Source organism: Prochlorococcus sp. MIT 0916, from assembly GCF_047305155.1.
In the GTDB taxonomy this organism is placed as follows: Bacteria; Cyanobacteriota; Cyanobacteriia; order PCC-6307; family Cyanobiaceae; genus Prochlorococcus_B.
Genome location: NZ_CP138980.1, coordinates 1,627,114 through 1,652,108 on the forward strand (window position 1 = coordinate 1,627,114; position 24,995 = coordinate 1,652,108).

General features: G+C 32.8%; 20 protein-coding genes. 15 read left to right on the forward strand and 5 right to left on the reverse strand.

Annotated features, from left to right (window positions below; all coding sequences use genetic code 11):
- The first annotated feature begins 11 nt into the window (after window positions 1–11).
- The 5 genes from dnaK to SIB53_RS08615 all read left to right on the forward strand — a co-directional run bounded on the left by dnaK (window position 12) and on the right by SIB53_RS08615 (window position 4,829).
- On the forward strand, window positions 12–2,012 hold the full coding sequence (gene dnaK / locus SIB53_RS08595) for a molecular chaperone DnaK (RefSeq protein WP_413677813.1): 2,001 nt from the start codon (window positions 12–14) through the stop codon (window positions 2,010–2,012).
- Entirely contained in the window at window positions 1,996–2,922 is a 927-nt protein-coding gene (locus SIB53_RS08600; RefSeq protein ID WP_413677814.1) for a DnaJ domain-containing protein, read from the forward strand. Before dnaK ends, SIB53_RS08600 begins: the two co-directional genes overlap by 17 nt.
- A gap of 56 nt (window positions 2,923–2,978) precedes the next feature.
- Entirely contained in the window at window positions 2,979–3,371 is a 393-nt protein-coding gene (locus SIB53_RS08605; RefSeq protein WP_413677815.1) for a DUF3110 domain-containing protein, read from the forward strand.
- Window positions 3,368–4,300 (forward strand): N-acetylmuramic acid 6-phosphate etherase, encoded by a 933-nt coding sequence (gene murQ, locus SIB53_RS08610; RefSeq protein ID WP_413677816.1) that lies wholly within the window; start codon window positions 3,368–3,370, stop codon window positions 4,298–4,300. Before SIB53_RS08605 ends, murQ begins: the two co-directional genes overlap by 4 nt.
- An 88-nt stretch (window positions 4,301–4,388) precedes the next feature.
- Window positions 4,389–4,829: a peptidylprolyl isomerase gene (locus SIB53_RS08615; RefSeq protein ID WP_413677817.1), complete on the forward strand. Its 441-nt coding sequence runs from the start codon at window positions 4,389–4,391 to the stop codon at window positions 4,827–4,829.
- Between the two features lie 22 nt (window positions 4,830–4,851).
- On the opposite strand, the gene ribBA is transcribed toward SIB53_RS08615, so the two are convergent.
- Complete coding sequence (ribBA, locus tag SIB53_RS08620) at window positions 4,852–6,537, reverse strand: bifunctional 3,4-dihydroxy-2-butanone-4-phosphate synthase/GTP cyclohydrolase II (RefSeq protein ID WP_413677818.1); 1,686 nt, start codon at window positions 6,535–6,537, stop codon at window positions 4,852–4,854.
- 87 nt (window positions 6,538–6,624) lie between these two features.
- Between ribBA and argC the strand changes: the two genes are divergently transcribed.
- The gene (argC, locus tag SIB53_RS08625) at window positions 6,625–7,704 is read left to right on the forward strand and encodes an N-acetyl-gamma-glutamyl-phosphate reductase (RefSeq protein WP_413677819.1); all 1,080 of its coding nucleotides are present in this window, start codon (window positions 6,625–6,627) and stop codon (window positions 7,702–7,704) included.
- Here the strand turns inward: argC and purN are convergent.
- Complete coding sequence (purN, locus tag SIB53_RS08630; protein WP_413677820.1) at window positions 7,688–8,386, reverse strand: phosphoribosylglycinamide formyltransferase; 699 nt, start codon at window positions 8,384–8,386, stop codon at window positions 7,688–7,690. The two genes, argC and purN, sit on opposite strands and share 17 nt — an antisense overlap.
- 284 nt (window positions 8,387–8,670) lie before the next feature.
- Between purN and SIB53_RS08635 the strand changes: the two genes are divergently transcribed.
- The gene (locus SIB53_RS08635; protein WP_413677821.1) at window positions 8,671–10,269 is read left to right on the forward strand and encodes a glucose-6-phosphate isomerase; all 1,599 of its coding nucleotides are present in this window, start codon (window positions 8,671–8,673) and stop codon (window positions 10,267–10,269) included.
- 3 nt (window positions 10,270–10,272) lie between these two features.
- Here the strand turns inward: SIB53_RS08635 and leuS are convergent, their stop codons facing one another.
- On the reverse strand, window positions 10,273–12,861 hold the full coding sequence (leuS, locus tag SIB53_RS08640) for a leucine--tRNA ligase (RefSeq protein ID WP_413677822.1): 2,589 nt from the start codon (window positions 12,859–12,861) through the stop codon (window positions 10,273–10,275).
- A 135-nt stretch (window positions 12,862–12,996) separates the two neighbouring features.
- Between leuS and dapF the strand changes: the two genes are divergently transcribed.
- Genes dapF through SIB53_RS08660 form a run of 4 tightly spaced genes read left to right on the forward strand, consistent with a single transcriptional unit; the run spans window position 12,997 to window position 16,916 of the window.
- A complete protein-coding gene (dapF, locus tag SIB53_RS08645) occupies window positions 12,997–13,851 on the forward strand; it encodes a diaminopimelate epimerase (RefSeq protein WP_413677823.1) in 855 nt (284 codons plus the stop codon).
- 12 nt (window positions 13,852–13,863) lie between these two features.
- Window positions 13,864–15,045: a cysteine desulfurase family protein gene (locus tag SIB53_RS08650; RefSeq protein ID WP_413677824.1), complete on the forward strand. Its 1,182-nt coding sequence runs from the start codon at window positions 13,864–13,866 to the stop codon at window positions 15,043–15,045.
- 7 nt (window positions 15,046–15,052) lie between these two features.
- The gene (locus tag SIB53_RS08655; protein WP_413677825.1) at window positions 15,053–15,676 is read left to right on the forward strand and encodes a DUF1995 family protein; all 624 of its coding nucleotides are present in this window, start codon (window positions 15,053–15,055) and stop codon (window positions 15,674–15,676) included.
- A gap of 4 nt (window positions 15,677–15,680) precedes the next feature.
- Window positions 15,681–16,916 (forward strand): D-alanyl-D-alanine carboxypeptidase, encoded by a 1,236-nt coding sequence (locus SIB53_RS08660; RefSeq protein ID WP_413677826.1) that lies wholly within the window; start codon window positions 15,681–15,683, stop codon window positions 16,914–16,916.
- Here SIB53_RS08660 and coaD read toward each other — a convergent pair.
- Window positions 16,913–17,389, reverse strand: coding sequence for a pantetheine-phosphate adenylyltransferase (coaD, locus tag SIB53_RS08665; protein WP_413677827.1), 477 nt, complete (start codon window positions 17,387–17,389; stop codon window positions 16,913–16,915). The two genes, SIB53_RS08660 and coaD, sit on opposite strands and share 4 nt — an antisense overlap.
- Window positions 17,390–17,456: 67 nt before the next feature.
- Between coaD and SIB53_RS08670 the strand changes: the two genes are divergently transcribed.
- The 4 genes from SIB53_RS08670 to SIB53_RS08685 all read left to right on the forward strand — a co-directional run bounded on the left by SIB53_RS08670 (window position 17,457) and on the right by SIB53_RS08685 (window position 21,201).
- Entirely contained in the window at window positions 17,457–17,939 is a 483-nt protein-coding gene (locus SIB53_RS08670; RefSeq protein WP_269605578.1) for a flavin reductase family protein, read from the forward strand.
- Window positions 17,940–17,957: 18 nt separating this feature from the next.
- Window positions 17,958–19,880 (forward strand): excinuclease ABC subunit UvrC, encoded by a 1,923-nt coding sequence (gene uvrC, locus SIB53_RS08675; RefSeq protein ID WP_413677828.1) that lies wholly within the window; start codon window positions 17,958–17,960, stop codon window positions 19,878–19,880.
- A 92-nt stretch (window positions 19,881–19,972) separates the two neighbouring features.
- The gene (gene hemJ / locus SIB53_RS08680; protein ID WP_413677829.1) at window positions 19,973–20,536 is read left to right on the forward strand and encodes a protoporphyrinogen oxidase HemJ; all 564 of its coding nucleotides are present in this window, start codon (window positions 19,973–19,975) and stop codon (window positions 20,534–20,536) included.
- Window positions 20,506–21,201, forward strand: a complete 696-nt coding sequence (locus SIB53_RS08685) for a PHP domain-containing protein (RefSeq protein WP_413677830.1) — start codon at window positions 20,506–20,508, stop codon at window positions 21,199–21,201. The genes hemJ and SIB53_RS08685 overlap by 31 nt, the downstream gene beginning before the upstream one ends.
- Before the next feature lie 5 nt (window positions 21,202–21,206).
- On the opposite strand, the gene cobN is transcribed toward SIB53_RS08685, so the two are convergent.
- Window positions 21,207–24,980, reverse strand: coding sequence for a cobaltochelatase subunit CobN (gene cobN, locus SIB53_RS08690; protein WP_413677831.1), 3,774 nt, complete (start codon window positions 24,978–24,980; stop codon window positions 21,207–21,209).
- Window positions 24,981–24,995 lie beyond the last annotated feature (15 nt).

Sequence of the window (24,995 nt, forward strand, 5' to 3'; positions counted from 1 at the left end):
TAAGTATTGCCATGGGGAGAATAGTTGGCATTGACTTGGGAACGACTAATTCCGTTGTAGCGGTGTTGGAGGCTGGTAGGCCTGTTGTTATTTCTAGTGCTGAAGGTTCAAGGACTACTCCATCAGTTGTTGGCTTTACTAAGGAATCTGAATTGTTGGTGGGTCAACTAGCTAGAAGACAATTAGTTCTTAATCCAAAAAATACTTTTTCAAATTTAAAAAGATTTGTAGGTAGAGCATGGGATGAGCTTGAAGAGACAAGCCTCTCTGTTCCTTATAGCGTTCGCTCAAATGATCAGGGAAATGTTCGTATAACCTCCCCCTTAACTAAAAGAGAATATGCCCCTGAAGAATTGATTGGAAATATTATTAGGAAGTTAATCGATGACGCAGAAACTTATTTAGGCGAAAATGTTGATTCTGCTGTCATAACTGTTCCCGCTTATTTTAACGATTCACAAAGACAAGCAACTCGCGATGCTGCGATTTTGGCAGGTATATCCGTTGAAAGGATACTGAATGAACCAACTTCAGCTGCTCTTGCTTATGGATTTGATAAAAGTTCTTCTAGAAAAGTATTGGTCTTTGATTTAGGTGGTGGCACATTTGATGTCTCTTTAATGTCAATTTCCAATGGTGTTTTTGATGTAAAGGCAACTTCAGGTGACACACAATTGGGTGGTAATGATTTTGATCAAAGAATTGTTGATTGGCTCGCCGATGATTTTCTAGGAAAAAACAAAATTGATCTGAGAAGAGATAGGCAATCTTTACAAAGACTTACTGAAGCCGCTGAGAAAGCTAAACAAGAACTTTCTGGTGTTCAAACCACGCCAATATCTCTTCCTTTTATTGCTACAGGAAAGGATGGTCCATTACATATAGAGAGAACTCTTAGTAGAAAAATATACGAGAGTCTTTGCAGTGATCTTTTAGATAGATTATTTGATCCTGTCAATTCTGTTATTGATGATTCAGGTTGGAATCCTGAGGAAATTGATGAAGTGGTTCTTGTAGGAGGCAGTACTCGAATGCCAATGGTAAAGCAATTAGTTAAGACGTTAGTACCAAATCCACCTTGTCAATCTGTCAACCCTGATGAGGTGGTTGCTATTGGTGCCGCAATTCAAGGCGGAATACTTTCAGGAGAGTTAAGAGACCTTTTATTAAATGATGTCACCCCTCTTTCTCTGGGTCTTGAAACTGTTGGAGGGTTGATGAAAGTTCTTATCCCTCGAAACACCTCTATTCCAGTAAGGCAATCTGATGTTTTTAGTACATCGGAGTCCAACCAATCATCAGTGGAAATTCATATTTGGCAAGGCGAGAGGCAAATGGCTTCAGACAATAAATCATTGGGTAAATTTAGATTGTCGGGTATTCCTCCTGCCCCAAGAGGTGTTCCTCAAGTTCAGGTCGCTTTTGATATTGATGCGAATGGCTTATTAGAAGTAAGTGCAACTGATAGAACTACTGGTAGGAAGCAGTCTGTAAGTGTTACTGGTGGTTCAAACTTGAATCAAAATGAAGTTAATAAATTGATCGAGGAGTCCAAAATAAAAGCATCTGAAGATAGAAAAAAACGTGCTTCTATCGATCAGAAAAATAATGCTTTAACACTTGTTGCGCAAGCTGAGAGGCGACTAAGAGATGCTTCTCTGGAGTTAGGTCCTTATGGCGCTGAAAGACAACAAAGATCTGTAGAAGTTGCGATGAGAGATGTTGAAGATTTGCTTCAAGATAATGATTTGCAAGAACTTGAATATGCAGTTGGTTCTCTCCAAGAAGCATTATTTGGCTTGAACCGTCGCTTATCAGCAGAAAGAAAAACCGACTCTAATCCCATACAAGGGATAAAAAATACTTTTGGATCTTTGAAGGACGAATTATTTTCAGATGATTACTGGGATGATGACCCTTGGGACTATTCACAAAGAGGGCAAAACAGAAATGGTGATAATAATTATGGAAGAAGGGATATAGACCCTTGGGATAATGACTACTACCGTTGACCCTAACTATTGGTCCCTATTAGGAGTCTCCCCAGAATGTGACTCTAATGAACTTAAATCCGCCTTTAGGAAAGAGGCAAGAAAGTGGCATCCTGATTTAAATAAAAATGATGTCAACGCTGAAGAAAGATTTAAATTAATTAATGAAGCTTATGCCATACTTAGCGACCCTAAGAAGAGAAGAGATTGGGAGAAGCAAAATGAAAAACACAAAGATATTTTTGATAATAGATTTCCAACTTATGAGGAATATTTAGAGCTTATATTAGGAATAAGAACAAATTTAAATAAAGAAACTGATTATATTGATGATCAATATTCTGAACCTTCTGAAGACGAATATGAAAACTTTGAAGGCACAAGTTTTAATGAATATATTCCTGCAACCAGCGAACCAACTCCGCCACCAACTTTAATCTATGAAGATCAAGAATCAATTATAGAAATCTCACCAGAGCAAGCTCTTTATGGTTCTTCAGTTGATATCCAATTGCAAGACGGAACTCTAGTCGAAGTTTTGACCCCGCCATTTGCAGGTGATGGTTGGAGATTACGAATAGAAGGTGCTGCAATTGGTTGTCGTGACCATTTTGTTCAATTAAAAGTACAAACAGACGAAGGCTTAAGAATTGATGGCTTAAGAGTTATGTATCGACTTGAATTATTTCCACATGATGCTTTATTAGGATGCGCTGTAGATATTCCTACTCTAAATGGTTCTGTAACATTACAAGTCCCTCCTAATTCCTCAACAGGAAGGCTGTTAAGACTTAGAGGACGTGGATTGGAATACGAAGAATATCGTGGTGATCAAATTGTTGAAATAATTATTGTCTTACCAGATAATTTAAGTGATTCTGAAATAGCATTATATCAACGTCTAAATGAAATATCTATGGAGAATTATTAGGATAATATTGTTTATTCACTTTATCGAATTATAATCATATTGGTTATTTATTTCCTATGTTAGTTCATGTCCTTTTGTATGAAGCTGGGACTGAAAGTGAAGGTATACATTCACTTGAACTTAAGGGCTCAACAGTAATCCTTATGTTCGAAGATAAGGACGATGCTGAAAGATATTGCGGCCTTTTAGAAGCTCAAGACTTTCCAACTCCATCCGTTGAAGAGTTGACGAGAAGAGATATAGAAGCCTTTTGTGTTGAAGCTGGTTATGAGGCTCGTTTTGTCGAAAAAGGCTTTATTCCAAGTACAGATGAAGAACGCCTTATGATTTCCCCGCCACTTTCAAATTTAGAAGTAGGAAATTGGCATATTCAGGATAATACAAACGAACTCAATTCCTCTAATGATCAACTTGAAGATATAAAAAAACGTTTAGAAAATCTTTTATGATTAGTTCAAATAAAAATTCTATAAATAATAATTATCGGATACTAACAGAGCAGATTAATTTAACATCAAATGAATTAGATATTAAATCGACTAGTGAAATAGTAAATATTTTTTCGGAGGCTGATAAAGAACCTCAAAAGGCTGTCGAGAATGCTATTCCTCAGATAGTTACTGCTATTGATGAGATTACAGTAAGACTTAAATCAAAAGGTAGATTATTTTATATCGGTACTGGTACTTCAGGAAGATTAGGTGTACTAGATGCTTCCGAATGCCCCCCAACTTTTTGCACTAATCCAGATTTGGTACAGGGGATAATTGCTGGTGGTATACCATCATTAACAAGAAGTTCTGAATCTCTAGAGGATGTTTCTGAGATTGCTATCGCAGATCTTAAAGAAAAAGATTTCTCAAATAGAGACGTCTTAATAGGTATAACAGCTAGCGGAAGAACGCCATATGTTTTAGCTGCATTAAACTATTCTAAAGGTATAAATGCGCTAACTATCTCTATTTCATCAGTTCCTGAAAATGATTCAAATTTAAATAATCATATTGATATTAGGCTGATTACAGGACCAGAGATTCTTGCGGGTTCCACAAGATTAAAAGCTGGAACAGCTACAAAGATGGCTCTAAATATAATTTCTACATCTGTGATGATTAAATTAGGAAAGGTTTATGGTAATAGAATGATTGATTTATCTGTAAGCAATGATAAATTAATGGCTCGAGCAATTGGCATTTTATTAGATATTAGTTCAGTTGATGAAGAAACTGCTGTTCAACTTTTAAAGAAAACAAATGGATCCGTAAAATTATCTTTATTAATTGCTTTATCTGGTATGGATGTTATTCAGGCTAAGCAATTACTTAATGATTCAAAGGGAAATCTAAGAACAGCACTAATAACTTTTATGAGTGATTAAAATATAGTTAATTTTACTTTGTGTATTCATAATATACTTTCTGCATTTAATTTTAAAACAGTTATTATAAAAAAAATTAATTTGATCTATGTCTAAAGTATTGATGAACACAGATAAGGGCCAATTGACTATTGACCTGTTTGATAATGATGCACCCAATACTGTAGAAAACTTTTTGAAGCTTGTTAAAGAAGGTTTTTACGATGGTCTTTCTTTCCACAGAGTAATTAATGGCTTTATGGCTCAAGGCGGATGTCCTAATACAAGAGAAGGTTCAAGAGGGAAGCCCGGCACTGGAGGCCCTGGATATTCCATTAATTGTGAAATTAATTCAAACAAACATGTTGCTGGGTCTCTTTCTATGGCCCACGCAGGAAAGAATACGGGTGGTAGCCAATTCTTTTTAGTTCATGCTCCACAACCACACTTGGATGGAGTACATACTGTATTTGGTAAAACTGAAGATATGAAAATCCTTCTTTCTATTACTAATGGTACTAAAATTAACAATGTAAGTCTTATAACTTAGAATGAAAATTATTTATTTTTAATTAACTCCATTCAATAGTACTGGTTGTGTCTTTTATATCCCAATCAAATAAAGGTGAATTTTCAAAATTTGAAAGTTCACTTATTTCTCTCTCTTCAATTAATAAATTTTGAGAGGGATGTAAAAGTCTTTCATAATTATCTGTCTTAATTATTCCAATTCTTTCTGTATTTTTCCAATTACTTAGTTCTTTTAGAAGTGACTCGAGTAACCTTTTATCTATTAAGTTTCCTTCTAAATGAGTTTTAATATCCCTATGTCTAACATTCCAAATAAATAATGGGTTTTCACATAGAGCTATTAATCTAGGAGCATTTTGAATAGATATGTTTAAAAAATGATTTTCAGACCATTTATTTGCTTTATTTTCAAAATGTTTTAAGTCGTTATTATTAACCTTGCCATCCCAATATACAACAATGTTTTGTCTTTCATTGCTTAAATTTGTCTGAATATTATTACCAATTAAGTGTCCAAGTTTTTCTCTTTTCACCTCTAGATAAGCTGCATTATGATCTCCAGGGCATATTACTAATGGAACTCTAGATTCAACCTGAAGTCCATATCCACCAAGACCTGCTATTTTTCTTGGATTATTGGTTAACAATTTTAGTCTGTTTATTCCTAAATCTGTCAAAATTTGTGCTCCTACTCCATAATTTCTTAAGTCTGCAGGAAAGCCCAATTTCTCATTAGCTTCAACCGTATCTAATCCACCATCCTGGAGGTTATAGGCTTTCAATTTGTTAACTAAACCTATACCTCTTCCTTCCTGTCTTAGATATACAACAACTCCTTCTCCTTCTTCAGAAATTCTTGATAATGCAGCCTCTAATTGAGGTCTACAGTCGCACCTTAATGAACCGAATGCATCGCCAGTTAGACACTCTGAGTGCATTCTTACTAATACAGGCTCTTTTAATTTTTCTGGATCTCCTTTTATTATCGCGACATGTTCTGAGCCATCCAATTCGTTCTTATAACCAATTGCCTTGAAATCACCAAATAGACTAGGCAACTTTGCAATTGCTTGCCTGTATACAAATCGCTCATTTTCAAGTCTGTAATGAATTAAATCTGCGATACTTATTAACTTTAAATTTCTGTCCTTCGCATATGTTTTTAATTCCGGTAGTCTTGCCATTGAACCATCTTGATTTTGAATTTCACAGATAACGCCAGCAGGAGATAGTCCAGCTAACAACGATAAATCTACTGCTGCTTCAGTATGTCCAGCTCTTTTTAATACCCCACCTATTTTTGCTCTTAAGGGAAAAATATGACCCGGTCTTCTCAAATCTATTGGTTTAGTTTGATTGTTAAGAGCAACTTGAATTGTTTTAGCTCTATCTTCAGCAGATATACCAGTTGATACACCAAATTCAGGTCCTGCATCAATGCTTACAGTGAAGGCAGTTTGGTTTGAATCGGTATTTCTGTCGACCATTAAAGGGAGATCTAACTTGTCTAATCGATCACCTTGCATTGCTAGACATATCAAACCTCTAGCTTCAGTAGCCATGAAATTTATTTGCTGAGGAGTAGCAAATTGAGCAGCACAAATTAAATCTCCTTCGTTTTCTCTCTTTTCATCATCAACTACGACAACACATTCACCGTTTCTAATAGCAGCAAGAGCATCCGCTATATCATCAAATTCAATTTTATAACAATCTTCTGATTTCAACTTATTCCTCGTGTTTGTGGTGAAATGGTTCTTTGCTACTTATTCTCAAATGAATATCTCTTCATTCTACGAAATAACCTTGATGTTATGGCAATCAGTACATCGAAAGCTGGGAGAATCGCAATTATTGGAGCATCTGGATATGGAGGACTTCAGCTTGTTAAGTTGATTAATGAGCATCCAAACTTTGAAATATCAACTTTAAACGGTGAGAGGTCAGTAGGTAAAAGCTGGAACGAAATCAACCCTTTTATGAAACTTTTTGTGGATAAAGAGATAACAAAAAGCAATATTGCTGAAATCGCTCATGATTCTGATTATGCAATATTAAGTCTGCCTAACGGCTTATCATCACAATTAACCCCTTTATTATTAGAAAAAGGTATTAAAGTACTTGATTTATCAGCTGATTATAGATTTAAATCATTAGATAAATGGAAGGAAGTCTATTCCAAAGAAGCTGCAAAATATCAAAGATATGACTATGAATTATGCGAAGAGGCTATTTATGGTTTTTCAGAGGAATTTAGTAGTGAAATCTCAAAGTCTAGATTAATTGCTTGTCCAGGTTGCTACCCGACCTCATCTCTAAGTGTACTTATTCCCTTCTTAAAACAAGGATTAATAGAAAGTGAAGGGATTATTATTGATGCAAAATCTGGTACATCCGGCGGCGGCAGAAATCCAAGTGAGCAACTTTTGTTGTCCGAATGCTCTGAATCTATTAAGCCTTATGGAGTCATTGGGCATAGGCATACGGCAGAAATAGAAAGGATCGCTAGTCTAATTGCTGGTCATGAAGTTAATTTGCAATTTACGCCTCATTTGGTGCCAATGGTTAGAGGGATTTTATCGACAGTTTATGCTCGTTTACGTGATCCTGGATTAACAGCAGAAGACTGCAAAATCGTAATTGAAGCTTTTTATAAAAATCAACCATTTATTGATATTTTGCCAGTAGGAACTTATCCAGCTACTAAATGGGTTAAAAATACTAATAAAGTTATGATTTCAGTCGAAGTTGATAAACGTAATGGAAGAATAGTACTAATGAGTGTTATAGATAATCTACTAAAAGGTCAAGCAGGACAGGCTATACAAAATTTAAATATTATGCACGGACTTAAATCAGACATCGGTCTTCCAAAGATTACTTTTTATCCTTGAAGCTAGTTCTTATTTTCTTTGCTACTTTTGATATCGCTAAAGGTAATATTATATGTTCCATGTGTTGAATTCTTTTTTTTAAAGTCTCTTTACTATCTTTTTCTTTAATAGGGACTGCAGCTTGAATAATTATGGAGCCAGAATCAACCTCCTTTTGAACATAGTGAACTGTACATCCAGTAATAGTTACCCTCTTGTCTATTGCCTGCTGTATTGCATCAATGCCTTTAAAAGATGGCAAAAGTGATGGATGTATATTGATTAGTCGGTTTTTAAACCTATTAATTATTTCTTCACCAACAATTCTCATCCATCCAGCCATGACGACTAGTTCTACGGATAATGCCTCTAGTTTTTTTAATACCAGCATGTCATGTTCTAATCTTGATTTACAATCTCTATGGTTAATAATCACATATGGTATTTTGTATTTGATAGCTTTTTTTATTGCTAAGCAATCAGGATTATTGACAATTAATATAGAAATTTTTGCATTAAGTTGGTTATTTTGAATTGATTTAATAATGTACTCAAAATTTGAGCCATTACCAGAAGCAAGGACACCCAATCTTATTTTAGGCTCAAGTAAAGGGCTTTCTGAATCTAATGGGCTAATCAGGCTATGTTCATTTAAATCATAAGATATATTGTTTTCCATATAATTTTTATTTTCTTGTTTCATCAAATAATTATTATGTATAACTAAATATATGACCTTTAGAAGAAATTACAATATCTAAATATAAAGACATATTTAATAGTAATAAAGTTAATTCAATATTTAGATATTCCAAAGGTTTGATAAAAATAACTATCAAGCTTATTTAGTTTCCTATTTGTCAATTACTAAACATTTGCCATTTGAAAACCATTCTTGACTAATATAAATTAAATCAATTTGTTTAACGGTTCTCTTTTGAGAATACCTGCTAACAGAACTCATTAAGGAGTATTCTTATATCAATAATGGCAATAACTGAGATCTTCCAGATGAATAACAACGATAAATGGTTAAGGTACTGCGATCTTTTATTTAGCAATGATTCATTAGGTTTTTGGCTAGATATAAGCAGAATGAATGTTGAGAAGAGTGATTTTGAAAAATTTAAGGAAATTTATTCCAAAGCTTTTGATTCTTTAGAAAGTCTTGAGAATGGATCGATTGCCAATACAGATGAAAGCAGGCAAGTTGGTCATTACTGGCTTCGAAATCCGAAGATTGCTCCAAGTAAGGAAATTTCAGACTCCATCACCAAAGAAATTCAAGACATAACAAAGTTTGGAGCATCAATATTAAATGGTGAAATAACTAACAGCGATGGGGAAAAATATACAGATGTTTTTTGGATAGGTATAGGTGGTAGTGGTTTAGGTCCGTTACTTATTAACGAGTCATTTAAGAGAGAGTCAATTGGATTGAATCTACATTTTCTAGACAATGTAGACCCCGAGGGGATTTCTCATAAATTAAATTCCATTCTTCCTAATATTGAATCAACTTTGTTTGTAGTTGTTAGTAAATCAGGTGGCACTCCTGAACCTTTGATAGGAATGGAGCAAGCCATGAAGTTTGTTCACGATAACCACCAGAACTGGTCATCTCGAGCGATAGCAATTACTACAAAAGGTAGTAAGTTAGATGCCTTAGCTGCTAGCGAAAATTGGTTAGATATCTTTGATTTACCTGATTGGGTTGGTGGAAGGACAAGTATTACTGGTGCTGTTGGATTATTACCTGCCTCCCTAATTGGCGCTGACATTAACAAGTTTTTGGATGGAGCATCTCAAATGGATTCTCTAACAAGAGAAAAAGATATTAAAAATAATCCAGCGGCACTTTTATCCTTAGCTTGGTACAAATCTGGAAATGGAAAAGGGTTAAGAGATATGGTTGTACTTCCCTATAGAGACAGATTACAAGTTTTCAGTAGATATCTTCAACAACTTGTGATGGAATCCTTAGGTAAGAAGTTAGATAGAGATGGAAATCAAGTTAATCAAGGTATCGCAGTTTATGGAAATAAAGGTTCTACTGATCAGCATGCATATGTGCAGCAATTAAGAGATGGTATTGATAATTTCTTTGTTAATTTCATTGAGATTCTCCACGATCCAGCAGAGATAGTTGAAGTAAAAAATAAACGACCTGGGGATTACTTGTCTGGATTTCTTCAAGGAACACGAACAGCATTAACTGAAGGTGGGAGACAGAATTTGACAATCACATTTAAATCATTTGACGAGTCAAGTCTTGGGGCTTTAATTGCATTATTTGAACGAGCAGTAAGTTTATATGCTGAATTGATTAATGTTAATGCTTACAATCAACCAGGAGTTGAAGCTGGGAAAAAAGCCGCTACAAACATAATTAATCTACAAAAAGATATTGAAGAACTTTTGGAAGATGGAAAAGAAAGAACTTTAAGACAAATTAATGATGCATTGTCTACTGACTCAACTGAGTCGATATATTTGATTCTGAGAAAACTTTCTGAAAATTCATATCATTATTCAATGAATGGTAATCAATCAAATCCAGATCAATTAATTATTTCGAAAAACTGATTTCTAAATAACTATATTCACTAATTTATTTGGAACCACAATTATCCGTTTTGGTTCTTTTCCATCTATCCATTTCTGAGCTGCATCACTTTTGATAGCTATATCCCCTAATTCATCTTTAGATAGATTTTTACTGGCATCGATTGATCCCCTAACTTTTCCGTTAATTTGGATCATAAGTTGAAAACTATCTTGTTCAAGCGCACTTGCATCGAATTTTGGCCATGACTGAAGATGAATACTTTGAGTATTTCCGATTGTCTTCCAAAGCTCCTCTGCAATATGAGGAGAAAATGGAGAAGTTATTTTAACTAATATTGAAACAACATTAGTTAGAGTTTCATTACTACAGTTATTAACTATTGAACTTAGGCCATTCACAGCTTTCATAAGTTCAGATATTGCTGTATTAAATTGTAGATTATCCAAATCATCAGTAATTTCTTTAATAGCAATATTAATTAGACGTAAAGCTTCATCATCTTTAGACTTTTCTTTTTCTATATTTAATCTTGATTTACTCTTTGTTAGTTCTACAGTATTTATAACAAATTTCCAGAGTCTCTGTATAAATCGATATTGTCCTTCAACATCTGAATCATCCCATTCTAAATCTTTTTCAGGAGGAGCTTTAAAAAGAATAAACATTCTGGCTGTGTCTGCACCATATTTATCTATGACTAATGATGGGTCTACACCATTATATTTAGACTTTGACATCTTTTCGTAGATAATATCAATATTTTCTCCAGTTATTGGATCTTTTGGATCATTAATATCTTTAATTTGATTTTTTGAAAAATATTTATTATTATTTGGATTTTTAAATGTAATAGCTTGAACCATTCCCTGAGTTAATAGCTTCTTAAAGGGTTCATCAATATTTAATAATCCACAGCTTTTTAGAGCTTTGGTTAAAAATCTTGAATAAAGTAAATGAAGGATTGCGTGCTCAATACCACCAACGTATTGTTTAACAGGAAGCCATTTATCTATTTCGCTTTTTATAAATGGATTTTGTTTATTTTCAGGGTTTATATATCTTAAAAAGTACCATGATGAACACATAAAAGTGTCCATTGTGTCAGTTTCTCTTTTTGCTTCATTTCCACATTTAGGACAACAAGTATTTATCCATTCTGTTTTTGTGGTTAAAGGTGACTTTCCTTTACCAGTTAATTTAATATCAATAGGCAGAGATACAGGTAGATCCTCGTCTGGGACTCTTACTTGACCACACTTCTTACAATTAATTATCGGAATCGGACAACCCCAATATCTTTGTCTAGATATAAGCCAATCCCTTAACTTATACGTAGTTTTGGGTTTTGCCCAATTAGCATTTGAACCTAATTCAAGTATTTTTGTTTTTGCAATATCAGACTCAATTCCATTGAATGTATCTGAATTGATCATGATTCCCTTATCTACGTACTCAGCATTTAAATAACTATCATCTTCATCATTATTGGGTCTTATGACATAATTAATTGGTAAATCATATGATTTAGCAAACTTATAATCTCTACTATCATGAGCGGGAACACCCATGACAGCTCCTGTTCCATATTCCATAATCACATAATCTCCAATCCAAATAGGTATTTCTTTATTATCTGCTGGATTAATTGCATTTACTCCTAAATACATTCCAAGTTTTTTTCTACTATCTGAATTACGTTCTAGATCACTTAACTTTTCTTGTGTTTTCCTAAACTCTATTAATTGATTAATATCTTTATCATTTATTAATTGATCAATTAATGGATGATTTGAAGCTAAGACCAGATAACTTACTCCATAGATTGTATCTATTCTTGTAGTGAAAGCTGTTATTTTTTGGTTATGATTTTTGATATCAAATGTTATTTCTGCTCCGATTGACTTGCCAATCCAATTTTTTTGCATAACCCTGACTCTCTCTGGCCAGTCATTAAGCTGAGCTAAGTCATTATTTAGATCTTCGGCAAAACTAGTAATTCGTAGAAACCACTGATTTAATTCCTTTTTCTCAACTTCAGCTCCAGATCTCCACGATTTACCTTCAGCATCTACTTGTTCATTTGCAAGAACAGTTTGATCAATTGGATCCCAATTTACCGTTGCTTTTTTTTGATAGGCAAGATTATTTTTATGTAATTGATTAAATATATATTGAGTCCATTTATAATAATCTTCTTTGCATGTAGTAACTTCTTTAGACCAATCTATTGATAATCCAAGTCGATCTAATTGATCTTTCATTTGAGAAATATTTTTATCGGTCCAGGTAGATGGACTCGTGTCTCTTTCTATTGCTGCATTTTCAGCAGGTAAACCGAAGGAATCCCATCCCATTGGATGAAGAACGTTATAACCTTCCATCCTTTTATATCTAGCCAGTACATCTGTAATGACATAATTCCTCACGTGCCCCATATGTAAGGAACCCGATGGGTATGGGAACATTGACAAGGCGTAAAAAGTATTGTCTTTGTTTACATCAGTATTTGTTCTATAGACCCCTTGATTAGCCCACTCTTTTTGCCAATAAGCTTCTATCTCACGAGGCTTGTAACGCTGGTCACTAATCTCTGAAGTAGTATTATTCAATGAAGATCTCCTTCAGTAGTTGATTTGCCAATCAGATAATGTTCTCATAAATTGATCCCCAATATGCGAATAGTTCTGAAATTACTACCAGGAACGCTTTATTTTCTTAGATCATAGTTAAACAAACTTTAAATCATGAAATATAATTTCTCAAAATATCAAGGACTTGGTAACGATTTTATTATTTTTGATGCACGTGGTAATAACTTAGATAATTTATTTACTGAAAATAAAGATAATTTTATTGATCATCTATGTCATAGAAATTTTGGCATCGGAGCTGATGGAATTATTCTTGTATTAGATTCCAAAAATAAATGTTTTGTGAAAATGAGGATATTTAATTCTGATGGTTCTGAACCAGAAATGTGTGGCAATGGCATAAGATGCTTGATTGCTTTTTTAAACGATAATAATGAAATTAATGATAAGTCTGAGATTCGAATTGAAACTAAAGCTGGTCTGATTCTCACCTCTATTGCTGGTAATGAAAATATTAAAGTAAATATGGGAGAACCTATTCTTTCTCCTGAAGATATACCTACTAAATTGCTAATGAATAATTTACCAGTTCCTAATGGAAAGATTACAATAAATGATCAAATTTTAAATGTTTATGCTGCTAGTATGGGCAATCCTCATATGATCGTATTTGTTGATAAAATTGACAATATACCATTCGAAGAATGGGGAAGATCCCTTGAAAAACACAATACATTTCCTAATGATACCAATGTTCACTTTGTTGAATTAATTGATAAATCAAATATTAAAGTTAAGGTATGGGAAAGGGGTTGCGGGCCAACACTAGCTTGTGGCACAGGGGCTTGCGCGTGTTTGGTCGTAACATCCAAGTTAGGTAAAACTTTAAACAACGCTAACATTTATTTACCAGGTGGCAAATTAGAAATTGAATGGCCCAACCAAGCAGGTCCAGTTTTAATGCAGGGGCCTGCCTTAAAAGTATTTCATGGCGAGATAGATATTTAATCATACTTGAAAATGAATAATATTTATCTCGATGCATCAGCAACTACTCCGCCACATATAGATGTTATTAATAAACTAAAGGTTATTCAATCTGAATGCTGGGGGAATCCATCAAGTATCCATAAAGTTGGGGTTTTTGCAAGAGAGATTTTGGAAAGATCTAGATTATCAATAGCTAATAAATTAAAAGCTTCATCTGACGAAATTTTTTTCACATCTGGAGCAACTGAGTCAAATTATCTTTCTCTTAAATTTCTATCTAATATTCTTGATAAAGGAAGACTTGTTATAAGTAGCGTTGAACACCCTTCTATTAACTTAATAGCCAATCAATTACATAATGATGGTTGGGATATTAAATACTGGCCTGTTGATCGTTATGGAATTATCAACCTTGATTTGTTGGAGGAGATGTTATCTCCACCAACAAAAATGGTTTCGATAATCTGGGGCCAAAGTGAGATTGGGGCCATTCAGCCCATAAATCTCATAGGTAATGAATGTAAAAAACGAAATATACTTTTTCATACTGATGCTACACAGGTCCTCCCTAGCGGTCTTATTGATTGGAGTAAATTAAATGTTGATATGCTTAGTGCCTCTGCGCATAAACTTCAAGGCCCAAAAGGTATTGGATTATTAATGTTGCGTAGAGGCGTTCGAGAGTTATTACTTAATGATCCTTCATATGGATTTAAGAATGGCTCTATAAGGTCTGGTACAGAGTCAGTTCCCCTTATTGCAGGTTTTTCAACAGCAATTGATCTTCTTAATGAATATATAGAGGTTACTGATAATCAAACATTATTCCCAAAGAATAATGTCTCCAAAATGACTTCTCTTTTAAAACAAAATCTAGTTAAGAATAAACAACTTACTTTTATTGGTCCTCATAGAGAACGACTACCGAATAATCTTTCATTTCTCTGTCATACAAAATCAATGATTCCAATTAAAGGTAGAGAAATTGTTCGATTATTATCACAATATGGCGTTTATATAAGTAGTGGTAGTGCTTGCTCATCATCTAGTCAAGGACCAAATCCCATACTGGTAGCAATTAATGTTGATAAACCACTACAAGAATCTGGATTAAGAATAACTATTGGTCCATGGATTTCAAATGATGATATTAACTCAGTTTCAAATATAATAGATGAATCATTGCAATCTTTAGAACTCAAAAAACAATGATCATCAAATGAATAATAAGCTACCCTCAGATCTTAGAGAAGCAGAATCAAATGTATATGAATCAATCCAAAGCTATTTTTCAAGTAATTCTAAACAATCTTTTCTTTCTATCAACCTAAGATTTGAAGGATTAAGAATTAATCCAATAATTTTTCGTTTATCTAACAAACTAACTGAAATTAAATTCGATAATATTTTATTGTGGGCCGATGCTGGCGGAGCTGCTCTTGCTAAAAGAGACAACCCTGAATTGGCTAATAAGATTTTTACATTTAAGGAGTTTATTAATTCAACAGATTTGTTGAATTCAGTCTTATTAGTCTGTTCTCCTCAACCATATGATATTGAGATGTTTGAGCAAGTATGTTCACATACTAATTCAACCGTAATTATGATTAATGGTAAGTTGGAAGATCCAATAGTAGGTATAGGAAGTGTCGGTAGGGAAATGAGGAAAAGATTTGCTGAAAAATGGGAAATACTTTATTTTGTTCAACCACTATCTATGGGCGCATTATTAAAAAGATTTCCTAATGATTGGGAGCTTTTCAAATTAAACACTAATGGATATTCTTTTGCTAAATCATTTGATAAACGTCCTGATGATGAAACTATAATGCTAAACTTATAACTTTATGATTAAAAAATTTTATTTATATATTGGTTTAATCTTATTATCAGTAAATATAGTTAATGGTAATTTATTTTCATTATTCTCATACATAAGACAAAGGGATAATATCAATAAGATAAGTCCTGAAAACTTTAATATTTGTAAACCTTTGCAAAATAAATTAGAGGATTATACTTATAACTTCAATGCTAATATTAGCGTAAGTATTTTAGATGAATCAGGTGATTTCATTGTAGATATTAATGGCGATATGCCTAGGATTCCTGCTTCTAACCAGAAGATTCTGTCTAGCGCTTTCTCTTTAGATACTTTAGGGCCTTATTATACTCTTAAGACATCTTTAAAAGAGATAAATGATGGAAGCTTATATATTGAAGCATCAGGTGATCCCGATTTCGATAAAAGTCATTTAGAAGAGTTAATTAATGATCTTAATAGTACTAATAATAATCCCACTTTAAAACTACCAATAATAATTAAACCTAGCAATACTAAAAATTGGTGGCCTGCTAGCTGGTCATATGCAGATAGAAAAGAAGAATATGGAGCACCTATTACTAAATATTCAATAGCAAGTAATTCAAGTATTAATGCTTTAAATAATCCAATTGATAATTTTATTTATGAGTTAGAGAATACTCTTAGGAAAAATGATTTATCTAAAAAATATTTTGTAAAAGCCGTTAATGAAGAATATCCTATTGATTATATCTCAACTATTAAAGTTATTAATTCTGCCCCTTTATATATCTTGCTAAACCTTGTTAACTCCGAGAGTCACAATTTTACTTCTGAGGTGATTTTCAGGAATTCATTAAATGACTGGTCTCATGATTTTCCTAACCTACAATATAGTAATTGGCTAAATGAACAAAACTTTAATTCTGAAAATTTTATCTTTGCAGATGCCAGTGGGTTATCAAGAAAGAATAGAGTAACCACATATGGTTTATCCCAGTTCTTGAGAAGAATGAAACTTAATAGATTTTCTGACTACTATTTCTCATCTTTTTCAATTTTAGGTGTTAGAGGTTCGTTAGCAAATGTAAATGCTCCAGTAAACCTTAAGGGTAGAATTCTGGCTAAATCCGGAAGACTTAATAATGTTAGATCCGTTTCTGGTTTTATATTAGGAGAGGAAAAAATTTTTAGTATTATTGTGAACAATATGGACAATTCGACAAGACATATTATGAAAATATTATCAATAGTAGTTAATACTGATTATTGTAATTAATTTGTATTTAGTGCCAAAAGATCTTTGGCTATAAACTCAGGAACCATATGACGAATCTCACCACCAAATCTTGCGACTTCTTTAACTAGAGAACTACTTAAAAAACTATGATGCGTTTCTGTTGCGAGAAAAATTGTTTCGTATTGATTATTTAAAGATCGATTAGTATGAGCAACCTGTAGTTCATATTCAAAATCACTCATAGCTCTTAAGCCTCTTAAAATAAGATCCGCATTATGTTCACGGGCACAATCCACCGTTAGACCTTTAAAAGCTATTGTTCTACAACCTGATATATCTCTGGTAGCATTTTTAATCTGCTCTATTCTTCTCTCGCACGGAAAAGTTGCCTTTTTTGACGGATTTTCTAATACTGCAATGAGAACTTCTCCAAATAAATCACTGCCCCTTTGAATTAGATCAAGGTGTCCAAACGTTAATGGGTCAAAACTACCGGGATAAAGAGCCTTCATGGTTTTTTAACTTTAAAAAAGTCCATTTCTTTCATAGAATCTCATATCTATAAACGTATCAAAGCGCATGACTCTTAATCAGGATGCCAAAAAAGTTCTTTTGCGCAAAATCCCTCACGGATTATTTATTTGTGCTGTTAGAGAAGGAGATGAAATAAATGGTTTTACTGCTAGCTGGGTAACACAAGGTTCATTTACACCTCCATTAGTTGTAATGGCTGTTCGTGCTGATGGATCTAGTCATGGAATTATTCAAAGAACTAAGATGTTTTCTCTAAATGTTCTGAGAGAAGATCAAAAGGATCTAGCAGCTGTTTTCTTTAAGCCTCAAAAAGGATTAGGTGGAAGATTTGAAGCTTGTAAATTCACTTATGGAGAGTTTGGTATGCCCTTAATCGAAGATGTTATAGGTGGCGTTGAATGCGAAGTCATTTCAGGCGTAGAACATGGAGATCACACAGTCTTCGTTGCTGAAGTGAAGAGTGCCGTATTGAATAAAGATGGATCTGCTTTAAATTTAGCAAGCACAGGTTGGAACTATGGTGGTTAATTTAACGAGACAAGATCGGTGGAATTAACACCGTTAATAAAAGACAAGTCAAGACTATCGAAATTTTTGAAGGATATACCAAATGATCCTGGATGTTATTTGATGAAAGATAGTGATGATAGATTGTTATATGTTGGAAAGTCTAAAAAGTTAAGAAATAGAGTTAGAAGTTATTTTCGAGGAAGTGATGAATTAAGTCCAAGAATTTCCTTAATGGTAAGGCAGGTTGTAGATATCGAATTGATAGTTACTGATAACGAAAGTGAAGCATTAACCCTAGAATCTAATTTAATAAAATCTCGTCAACCCTATTTCAATGTTCTATTAAAAGATGATAAGAAATATCCTTATATTTGTATAACATGGGGTGATAAATACCCCAGAATCTTTTTAACTAGAAAAAGACGCCAAAGACAATTAAAGGACAAGTATTATGGTCCTTATGTTGATGTTTATTTGCTTAGACAGACGCTGTTTAGTATAAAAAAACTTTTTCCTCTTAGACAACGAAGAATACCGCTTTACAAGGATAGAACATGTCTTAACTATTCAATTGGTAGATGTCCAGGTGTATGCCAAGAGGAGATTAGTTCTGAGGACTATAAAAATACACTAAAAAGAGTTGAAATGATTTTTCAAGGTAGAACGGATGAATTAAGAACATTATTAGAAAAACAAATGCTCTCTTTTTCAGAGTCATTAAAGTTTGAGGAAGCTGGATCAGTTAGGGACCAGCTTAAAGGTATTGATAGATTATATGAATCTCAAAAGATGATTATTCCTGATTCATCTGTATGCAGGGATATAATTGCATTGGCATCAGAAGAAAATATATCATCTATTCAAATTTTTCAAATGCGATCAGGTAAGTTAATTGGAAGATTAGGATATTTCTCTGATAATAATAATCTATGTAATTCTCAAATACTTCAAAAAGTTGTTGAAAATCATTACTCCAATGTAGATCCTGTTGAAATACCAGCAGAAATATTAGTACAACATAAATTAATTAATACAGAGTTAATATCTGATTGGCTTAGTGAAATAAAAAAGCAAAAAGTTCATATTAAAGTCCCAAAAAGATCAAAGAAGGCGGAAATTATTAAATTAGTAGAAAAGAATGCAAATTTAGAGTTGCAAAGGATAAAACAATCACATGATAAAAATTTACTGGAGCTAGACGATTTAGCCAATATCCTTGATCTGGCAAAAATTCCAAAAAGAATTGAATGTTACGATATTAGTCATATACAAGGTAGTGATGCTGTCGCTTCTCAAGTTGTTTTTATTGATGGTATCGCAGCTAGACAACACTATAGAAAATATAAAATCAAAAGTTCTAATATAAAACTTGGGCATAGCGATGATTTCGAATCTATGGCTGAAGTTCTTACTAGGAGATTTAGAAGATGGGCCCGTTTTAAAGAAGAGGGTGGTGATTTAAATGAATTATCAAATTATGAATCTAGTGTCTTAGACAAGGATAATTTGAATGACTGGCCCGATTTAGTTGTAATTGATGGTGGTAAAGGTCAATTAAGCTCAGTATTAGCCGCTTTACAGGAGTTAAATCTTGATCAAAATATAAATCTTATATCTTTAGCCAAAAAGAAAGAGGAGATTTTTATTCCAAATTATAAACAGCCATTAGACACTGAGCCAAATCAACCAGGAATGCTTTTATTACGAAGGCTGAGAGATGAAGCTCATAGGTTTGCAATTACCTTTCACAGGCAAAAAAGAAGTCAGCGTATGAAACGTTCTCAATTAAATGAGATTCCTGGATTGGGACCACAAAGAATTAAATTATTATTGGAGCATTTTAGGTCTATAGAAGCTATCCAAATGGCATCTCTCTCTGAACTTTCAACAACACCTGGCTTGGGAACATCTACTGCTGTTGTTATTAGAAATTATTTTCATCCTGATGAAAATAAATAATCTATTTATAAAATATTAACGAATTAGGGACAGCTAATCTTTATTATAGTAATGTATAGAGTGATATGAATGCACGAAACATTTATTAGAATATGATTTTTTCGCCGGAGACATATTTATGGTTTAAATCCTTTCATATTATCGGTGTAGTAGTTTGGTTCGCAGGCTTATTTTATTTAGTCAGATTATTTATTTATCATGTAGAAGTACAAAGTGAGAAGGAAGAAATTAGGGATTTATTTAACAAGCAATATACATTAATGGAGAAAAGACTAGCTAATATTATAACAACGCCTGGAATGATTTTAGCTGTCATCATGGCATCTGGATTATTATATATGCAGCCTTCATATCTTACTCAGGCATGGATGCAGATTAAACTATTGTTTGTAGCTTTTTTACTTATCTATCATTTTTATTGCTATAAAATCATGAATGAATTAACAAACAATCAGTATAATTATAGTGGCCAACAACTTCGAGCTTTGAATGAGTTGCCAACACTATTATTGGTAGTTGTTGTAATGCTTGTTGTATTTAAAAACCAGTTCCCTACAAGTGCAGCTAGCTGGTTAATATTTGGATTGATTCTCTTTATGGCAGCAAGTATACAATTTTATGCTAAATGGAGAAGGAAGAGGAAACAACTTACTTAATTTATATGTCTAATATTGATTCTATTAAATTAAAAAAAATAATTAAATCAATTACTAAAGAAAGTTGTCCAAACTCTATTAATTTCCATATGCATTCAACATATAGTGATGGAAGTTTGACTGCTAAAGAAATTTATAACCAAGCAATTGAGCTTAATATTGATCATTATGCAATCACAGATCATCATTCAGTTGATGCTTATATTGAATTAAGTAAATTGGAAGACGCTACACTCAACTACAAATTAAGTTTTCCTAAACTTTGGACTGGAATAGAAATTACTTGTTTATTGAAAGGTTGCTTGGTTCATGTCTTAGGTCTTGGTTTTGATCATAAATCAAAATACTTATCACCTTATATTGACAATAAGTCTGCTATTGGTAATGAATTATTAGCTTCGACTGTGGTTGACTCGATTCATAAAGCTAATGGTATTGCAGTCTTGGCTCATCCCGCAAGATATAAGCTTCCATTTGATATCTTGATTGATGAAGCATCTAAACTAAATTTTGATGCTGTTGAAACATGGTATAACTATGAAAGAGCAAATAATTGGATCCCTTCAGAATTTGTCTGCGATAAAATATTTGATTGTGCAAACTCTTATTCTTTATTATCAACATGTGGTACAGATAGCCACGGATTATCTCTTCTTAGACGTTGAATGATTTATAAATTATTTTTAGAAGAATAGGTTTCAATTTTACTATCTACATCTGATAATAATGTTTTTATAGATGATATTTCTTCATTAGTTGGATTTGTCCAAAGTTTTCTATTAGATGCTTCTAGTAATCTTTCAGCGATATCTCTTAAAGCCCAAGGATTTTTATCACTAATAAAATTTTTCGTATCATTACTCTTTAACCAATTATTCAAAATAGATTGATAACACCAATTAGGAACTAAGTTTGTAGTTGCATCAAAAGAGAACAAATAGTCAAGGCTAGCTGACATTTCGAAAGCACCTTTATATCCATGTTTTTTCATCCCCTCTATCCATTTTGGGTTTAATAATCTGCTTCGAACTACTTTATCAATTTCTTTTGAGAGTTTATGAATTCTTGGACGTTGATACCTTGAATTATCGGCAAAATAGGCTTGAGGATCTGTCCCACTAGTTTTTTTAATCGCGGATATCAATCCACCTTGAAATTGATAGTAATCATCTGAATCAAGGATATCGTGTTCTCTATTGTCCTGACTATGAAGTACTACTTTAACCTTTGACAAATTATTTTCTAATCCTTTTTTATCTTTTATGATTTTATTTGAACCTTCATATCTCCATTTACTCCATTCGATAAAAGCATCAGCGAGTTCTGATTGATTCTCCCAAGAGCCACTATTAATTATTTCTTGTAATCCTGCTCCGTATGATCCAGGCGCTGAACCATATATTCTTGATTTTGTATTTCCATTTCTATATGACTCAGCAAGTGGATTAATAGAACAGGATTCTTTTAAATTACCAATAAGGTTTTGACCTCTTCGAATCAATTCAATTATCTGAGGAAATGCATCCCTGAATAAACCAGAAATTCTTAAAGTTACGTCTACTCTTGGCCTGTTCAATACACTGATGGGAATGACTTCAACGTCAACTACTCTTCTTAAAGTCCCGTCCCATATTGGCCTTAATCCCATGAGAGCAAAAAGCTGACAAATATCTTCTCCACCATTTCTCATTGTTGAAGTTCCCCAAATTGAAATAGCAAGATGTGAAAGGTGTTCTCCATTTTCTTGTAGGTAAAGAGCCATTATTTGTTCAGCGCTTCTTTTCCCTAAGTCCCAAGCTGTTTCAGTTGGTATTGCTCTTATATCAACGGAAAAGAAATTCTTACCTGTTGGTAAAACCTCTAATTTCCCTCTTGTAGGCGCCCCAGAAGGACCGCTAGAAATTCTTTTTCCTTCTAAAGCACTGAGGAAATTAGTTTTTTCGTTGACTGAACTGTTTAATAATTTGGGTAAAATATTATTTAATAAATGATTTATAAAAAAATTAGGTTTTTCATGATCTATGTAATTTATGATTTTATTATCAAGTCTTATTTTCTTTTTTGATTTAATTTTGTAATTAAGAAATTTAAAACAATGAAACTCTATTATATATTTTCCAATGTCATTCAACCATTCAACTACTTTACCGACTTTCCTAGCATTAATTGCTGTATAAGCTTTAAATAAATCAATGTCTACTTGCTTTAAGTTTTCGCTCTCTTCGTCACTCCAAGGGTCAAACGTAAACCCTAAATCTTCTGCTAAGCATTGAGTAAGACCGAGATTAGTCCCTCTCGGGACATTAGAAATTGTGAGTGTTAACTCTATTAATTTATCAATACTCTGATTGACTCCAAAAACATGAAGACCAGTTCTTATCTGAGAATTCTTAATTTCACATAGATAACTCTCTGCGTTATCTATTAGATCTTGTATGATTAAATTTTCTTTTTCTGCTTTTAATTTATTTGATTCAATACCTGGCCATGAATTTTTAATTAAAAGATCTACTATCTTTTTTTCTAATAATTCACTTCTATTATCATTAATTAGTTTAGATTCATAATATTCATCTATAAGGTTCTCAATTATTAGTAGGTCATTAAAACTACCCGAATGAGACAATGGAGGAGTCAAATGATCTATTATAATTGCATGTGTTCTTCTTTTTGCTTGAGAGCCTTCACCAGGATCATTTACAATAAATGGATATATATTTGGTATCGGAGGACAAAGAAAAAATGGGAAACAATTATGACTTAATCCAACTCCTTTTCCTGGTAACCATTCCAAGCTTCCATGTTTACCTAGATGTACAATTGCATTAGCTTTGAATGAATTATTTAACCAAAAATATTGTGCAATGTATTTATGTGTAGGAGGTAAGTCGGGAGAATGTAAATCAGATAAATTATCGCTCTCAAAACCTCTATTTGACTGAATTAAAATTGTTATATTTCCAAAGGAAATGCCATTAATTGGAAATCCATTCTTTTCTAATTGAATAGAATTAATTGGATCTCCCCAGCGATTTGAAATTGTATCTTTAACCTTAGATCCAAGTTTTTCCCAAGAAAGTAAATAATCTTTAATATTTAAATATGATTGGGGTTTATTTGATATTGTCTCTTCAGAATTTGTTCTATGACTTACTAATAAGTTGATTAAATCTTTACTATTATTTGGAATATCTTTATTTCCTAGATAGTATCCCTCATCTTTAAGCCATTTCAAAATATTTAATAGGCTTTCGGGTGTATCTAGTCCTACTCCATTCGCAATTCTTGAGTCTTTTACTGGATAGTTTGCTATCACGAGAGCTATCTTTTTATTTGAATTCTTCGATTGTTGTAGATAAATTAGATTTTTTATATATTTTATGCACCATTCAATATGTATTTCATAAGGCTCCGTTTTATGTACAGCAATTGATAATTCATTATCTGTATAAGTTAGGTTTTTAAATGCAACTGGAATTGTACAGATTCGACCATCCACTTCTGGTAAAACAACTTGAATTGATAAGTCAATTGGGTTAAGACCTATTGTAGATTCACTCCACTCAGTTACAGATGAGCTAGATATGAGTAGTTGATATACAGGTATATCTAATCTATCCCACAAGTTATTCTTCACATCATCATGTTCAAATTCAACTGATGAAAATGAGGTTGTTGTTATTATTGCTTTTATGTTCTCTTTTTCTAATAAACTTATAATTTGATTCTCTATATTTTTAGATTTGAAACTTGTAATCCATATTATTTTGGCATTTAAGTTGTATTTATTAGATATATCTTTTATTTTATCAGCTAACTCTGAATTACCCGATTGTAAAAGTGATTTATAGAGAAATACGGCTATGGATGGACTATCATTATTATTCCATTTCCATTTTATTAAGTCATCATGATATTCAATTAAATCTGAATTTAAATAAATTTCTTCAACATCAATTATTTTCTCTAAGGATTGAAGCATATAATTATAGTTTTTTATACCTCCTTGATTTAAAAGTGTTTGAATTAATTCAACTTTCTCTTGATTTAAGCTACTAATTTCTTGAACATCATTTGCTTTACTTTCAATACCAGAGACAACTATCAGATGTCTATTTGGTTTCTCTAATTGCCATAAACCTAATTGTTCAAATCCATAAGACCAGTAAGATCTTGACCCTAAAAACCTAACAAGAATAATTTCAGCTGTATTACATGTATTAGATATATAATGATCAATTGATGCATTTGAGGATAAATAAGCTATAGGTAATGCTCTTATTTTATTTTTCCAATTATTATTGTCAGGTAGCTTTAATACTGTAGATAGACAGGTTATATCAGATGTAGCGCTAGTTAGGAAGATAACTGGAGCTGATGGCTGTTCGATAAATGTATTTTCTTCTTGAGGTTCATTCCCCGGAAGGGTGGAAATTCTATGCATTCATTTATTATGTGT

Coding starts and splice junctions, on each gene's coding strand:
- coaD (WP_413677827.1), bottom strand. CDS start 17,389: ATGAAGGCTCTTTATCCCGGTAGTTTTGACCCATTAACGTTTGGACAC.
- SIB53_RS08655 (WP_413677825.1), top strand. CDS start 15,053: ATGAATAATAAGCTACCCTCAGATCTTAGAGAAGCAGAATCAAATGTA.
- SIB53_RS08600 (WP_413677814.1), top strand. CDS start 1,996: ATGACTACTACCGTTGACCCTAACTATTGGTCCCTATTAGGAGTCTCC.
- hemJ (WP_413677829.1), top strand. CDS start 19,973: ATGATTTTTTCGCCGGAGACATATTTATGGTTTAAATCCTTTCATATT.
- dapF (WP_413677823.1), top strand. CDS start 12,997: ATGAAATATAATTTCTCAAAATATCAAGGACTTGGTAACGATTTTATT.
- SIB53_RS08670 (WP_269605578.1), top strand. CDS start 17,457: ATGACTCTTAATCAGGATGCCAAAAAAGTTCTTTTGCGCAAAATCCCT.
- SIB53_RS08615 (WP_413677817.1), top strand. CDS start 4,389: ATGTCTAAAGTATTGATGAACACAGATAAGGGCCAATTGACTATTGAC.
- SIB53_RS08685 (WP_413677830.1), top strand. CDS start 20,506: ATGGAGAAGGAAGAGGAAACAACTTACTTAATTTATATGTCTAATATT.
- SIB53_RS08650 (WP_413677824.1), top strand. CDS start 13,864: ATGAATAATATTTATCTCGATGCATCAGCAACTACTCCGCCACATATA.
- SIB53_RS08660 (WP_413677826.1), top strand. CDS start 15,681: ATGATTAAAAAATTTTATTTATATATTGGTTTAATCTTATTATCAGTA.
- murQ (WP_413677816.1), top strand. CDS start 3,368: ATGATTAGTTCAAATAAAAATTCTATAAATAATAATTATCGGATACTA.
- purN (WP_413677820.1), bottom strand. CDS start 8,386: ATGAAACAAGAAAATAAAAATTATATGGAAAACAATATATCTTATGAT.
- dnaK (WP_413677813.1), top strand. CDS start 12: ATGGGGAGAATAGTTGGCATTGACTTGGGAACGACTAATTCCGTTGTA.
- cobN (WP_413677831.1), bottom strand. CDS start 24,980: ATGCATAGAATTTCCACCCTTCCGGGGAATGAACCTCAAGAAGAAAAT.
- SIB53_RS08605 (WP_413677815.1), top strand. CDS start 2,979: ATGTTAGTTCATGTCCTTTTGTATGAAGCTGGGACTGAAAGTGAAGGT.
- SIB53_RS08635 (WP_413677821.1), top strand. CDS start 8,671: ATGGCAATAACTGAGATCTTCCAGATGAATAACAACGATAAATGGTTA.
- argC (WP_413677819.1), top strand. CDS start 6,625: ATGGCAATCAGTACATCGAAAGCTGGGAGAATCGCAATTATTGGAGCA.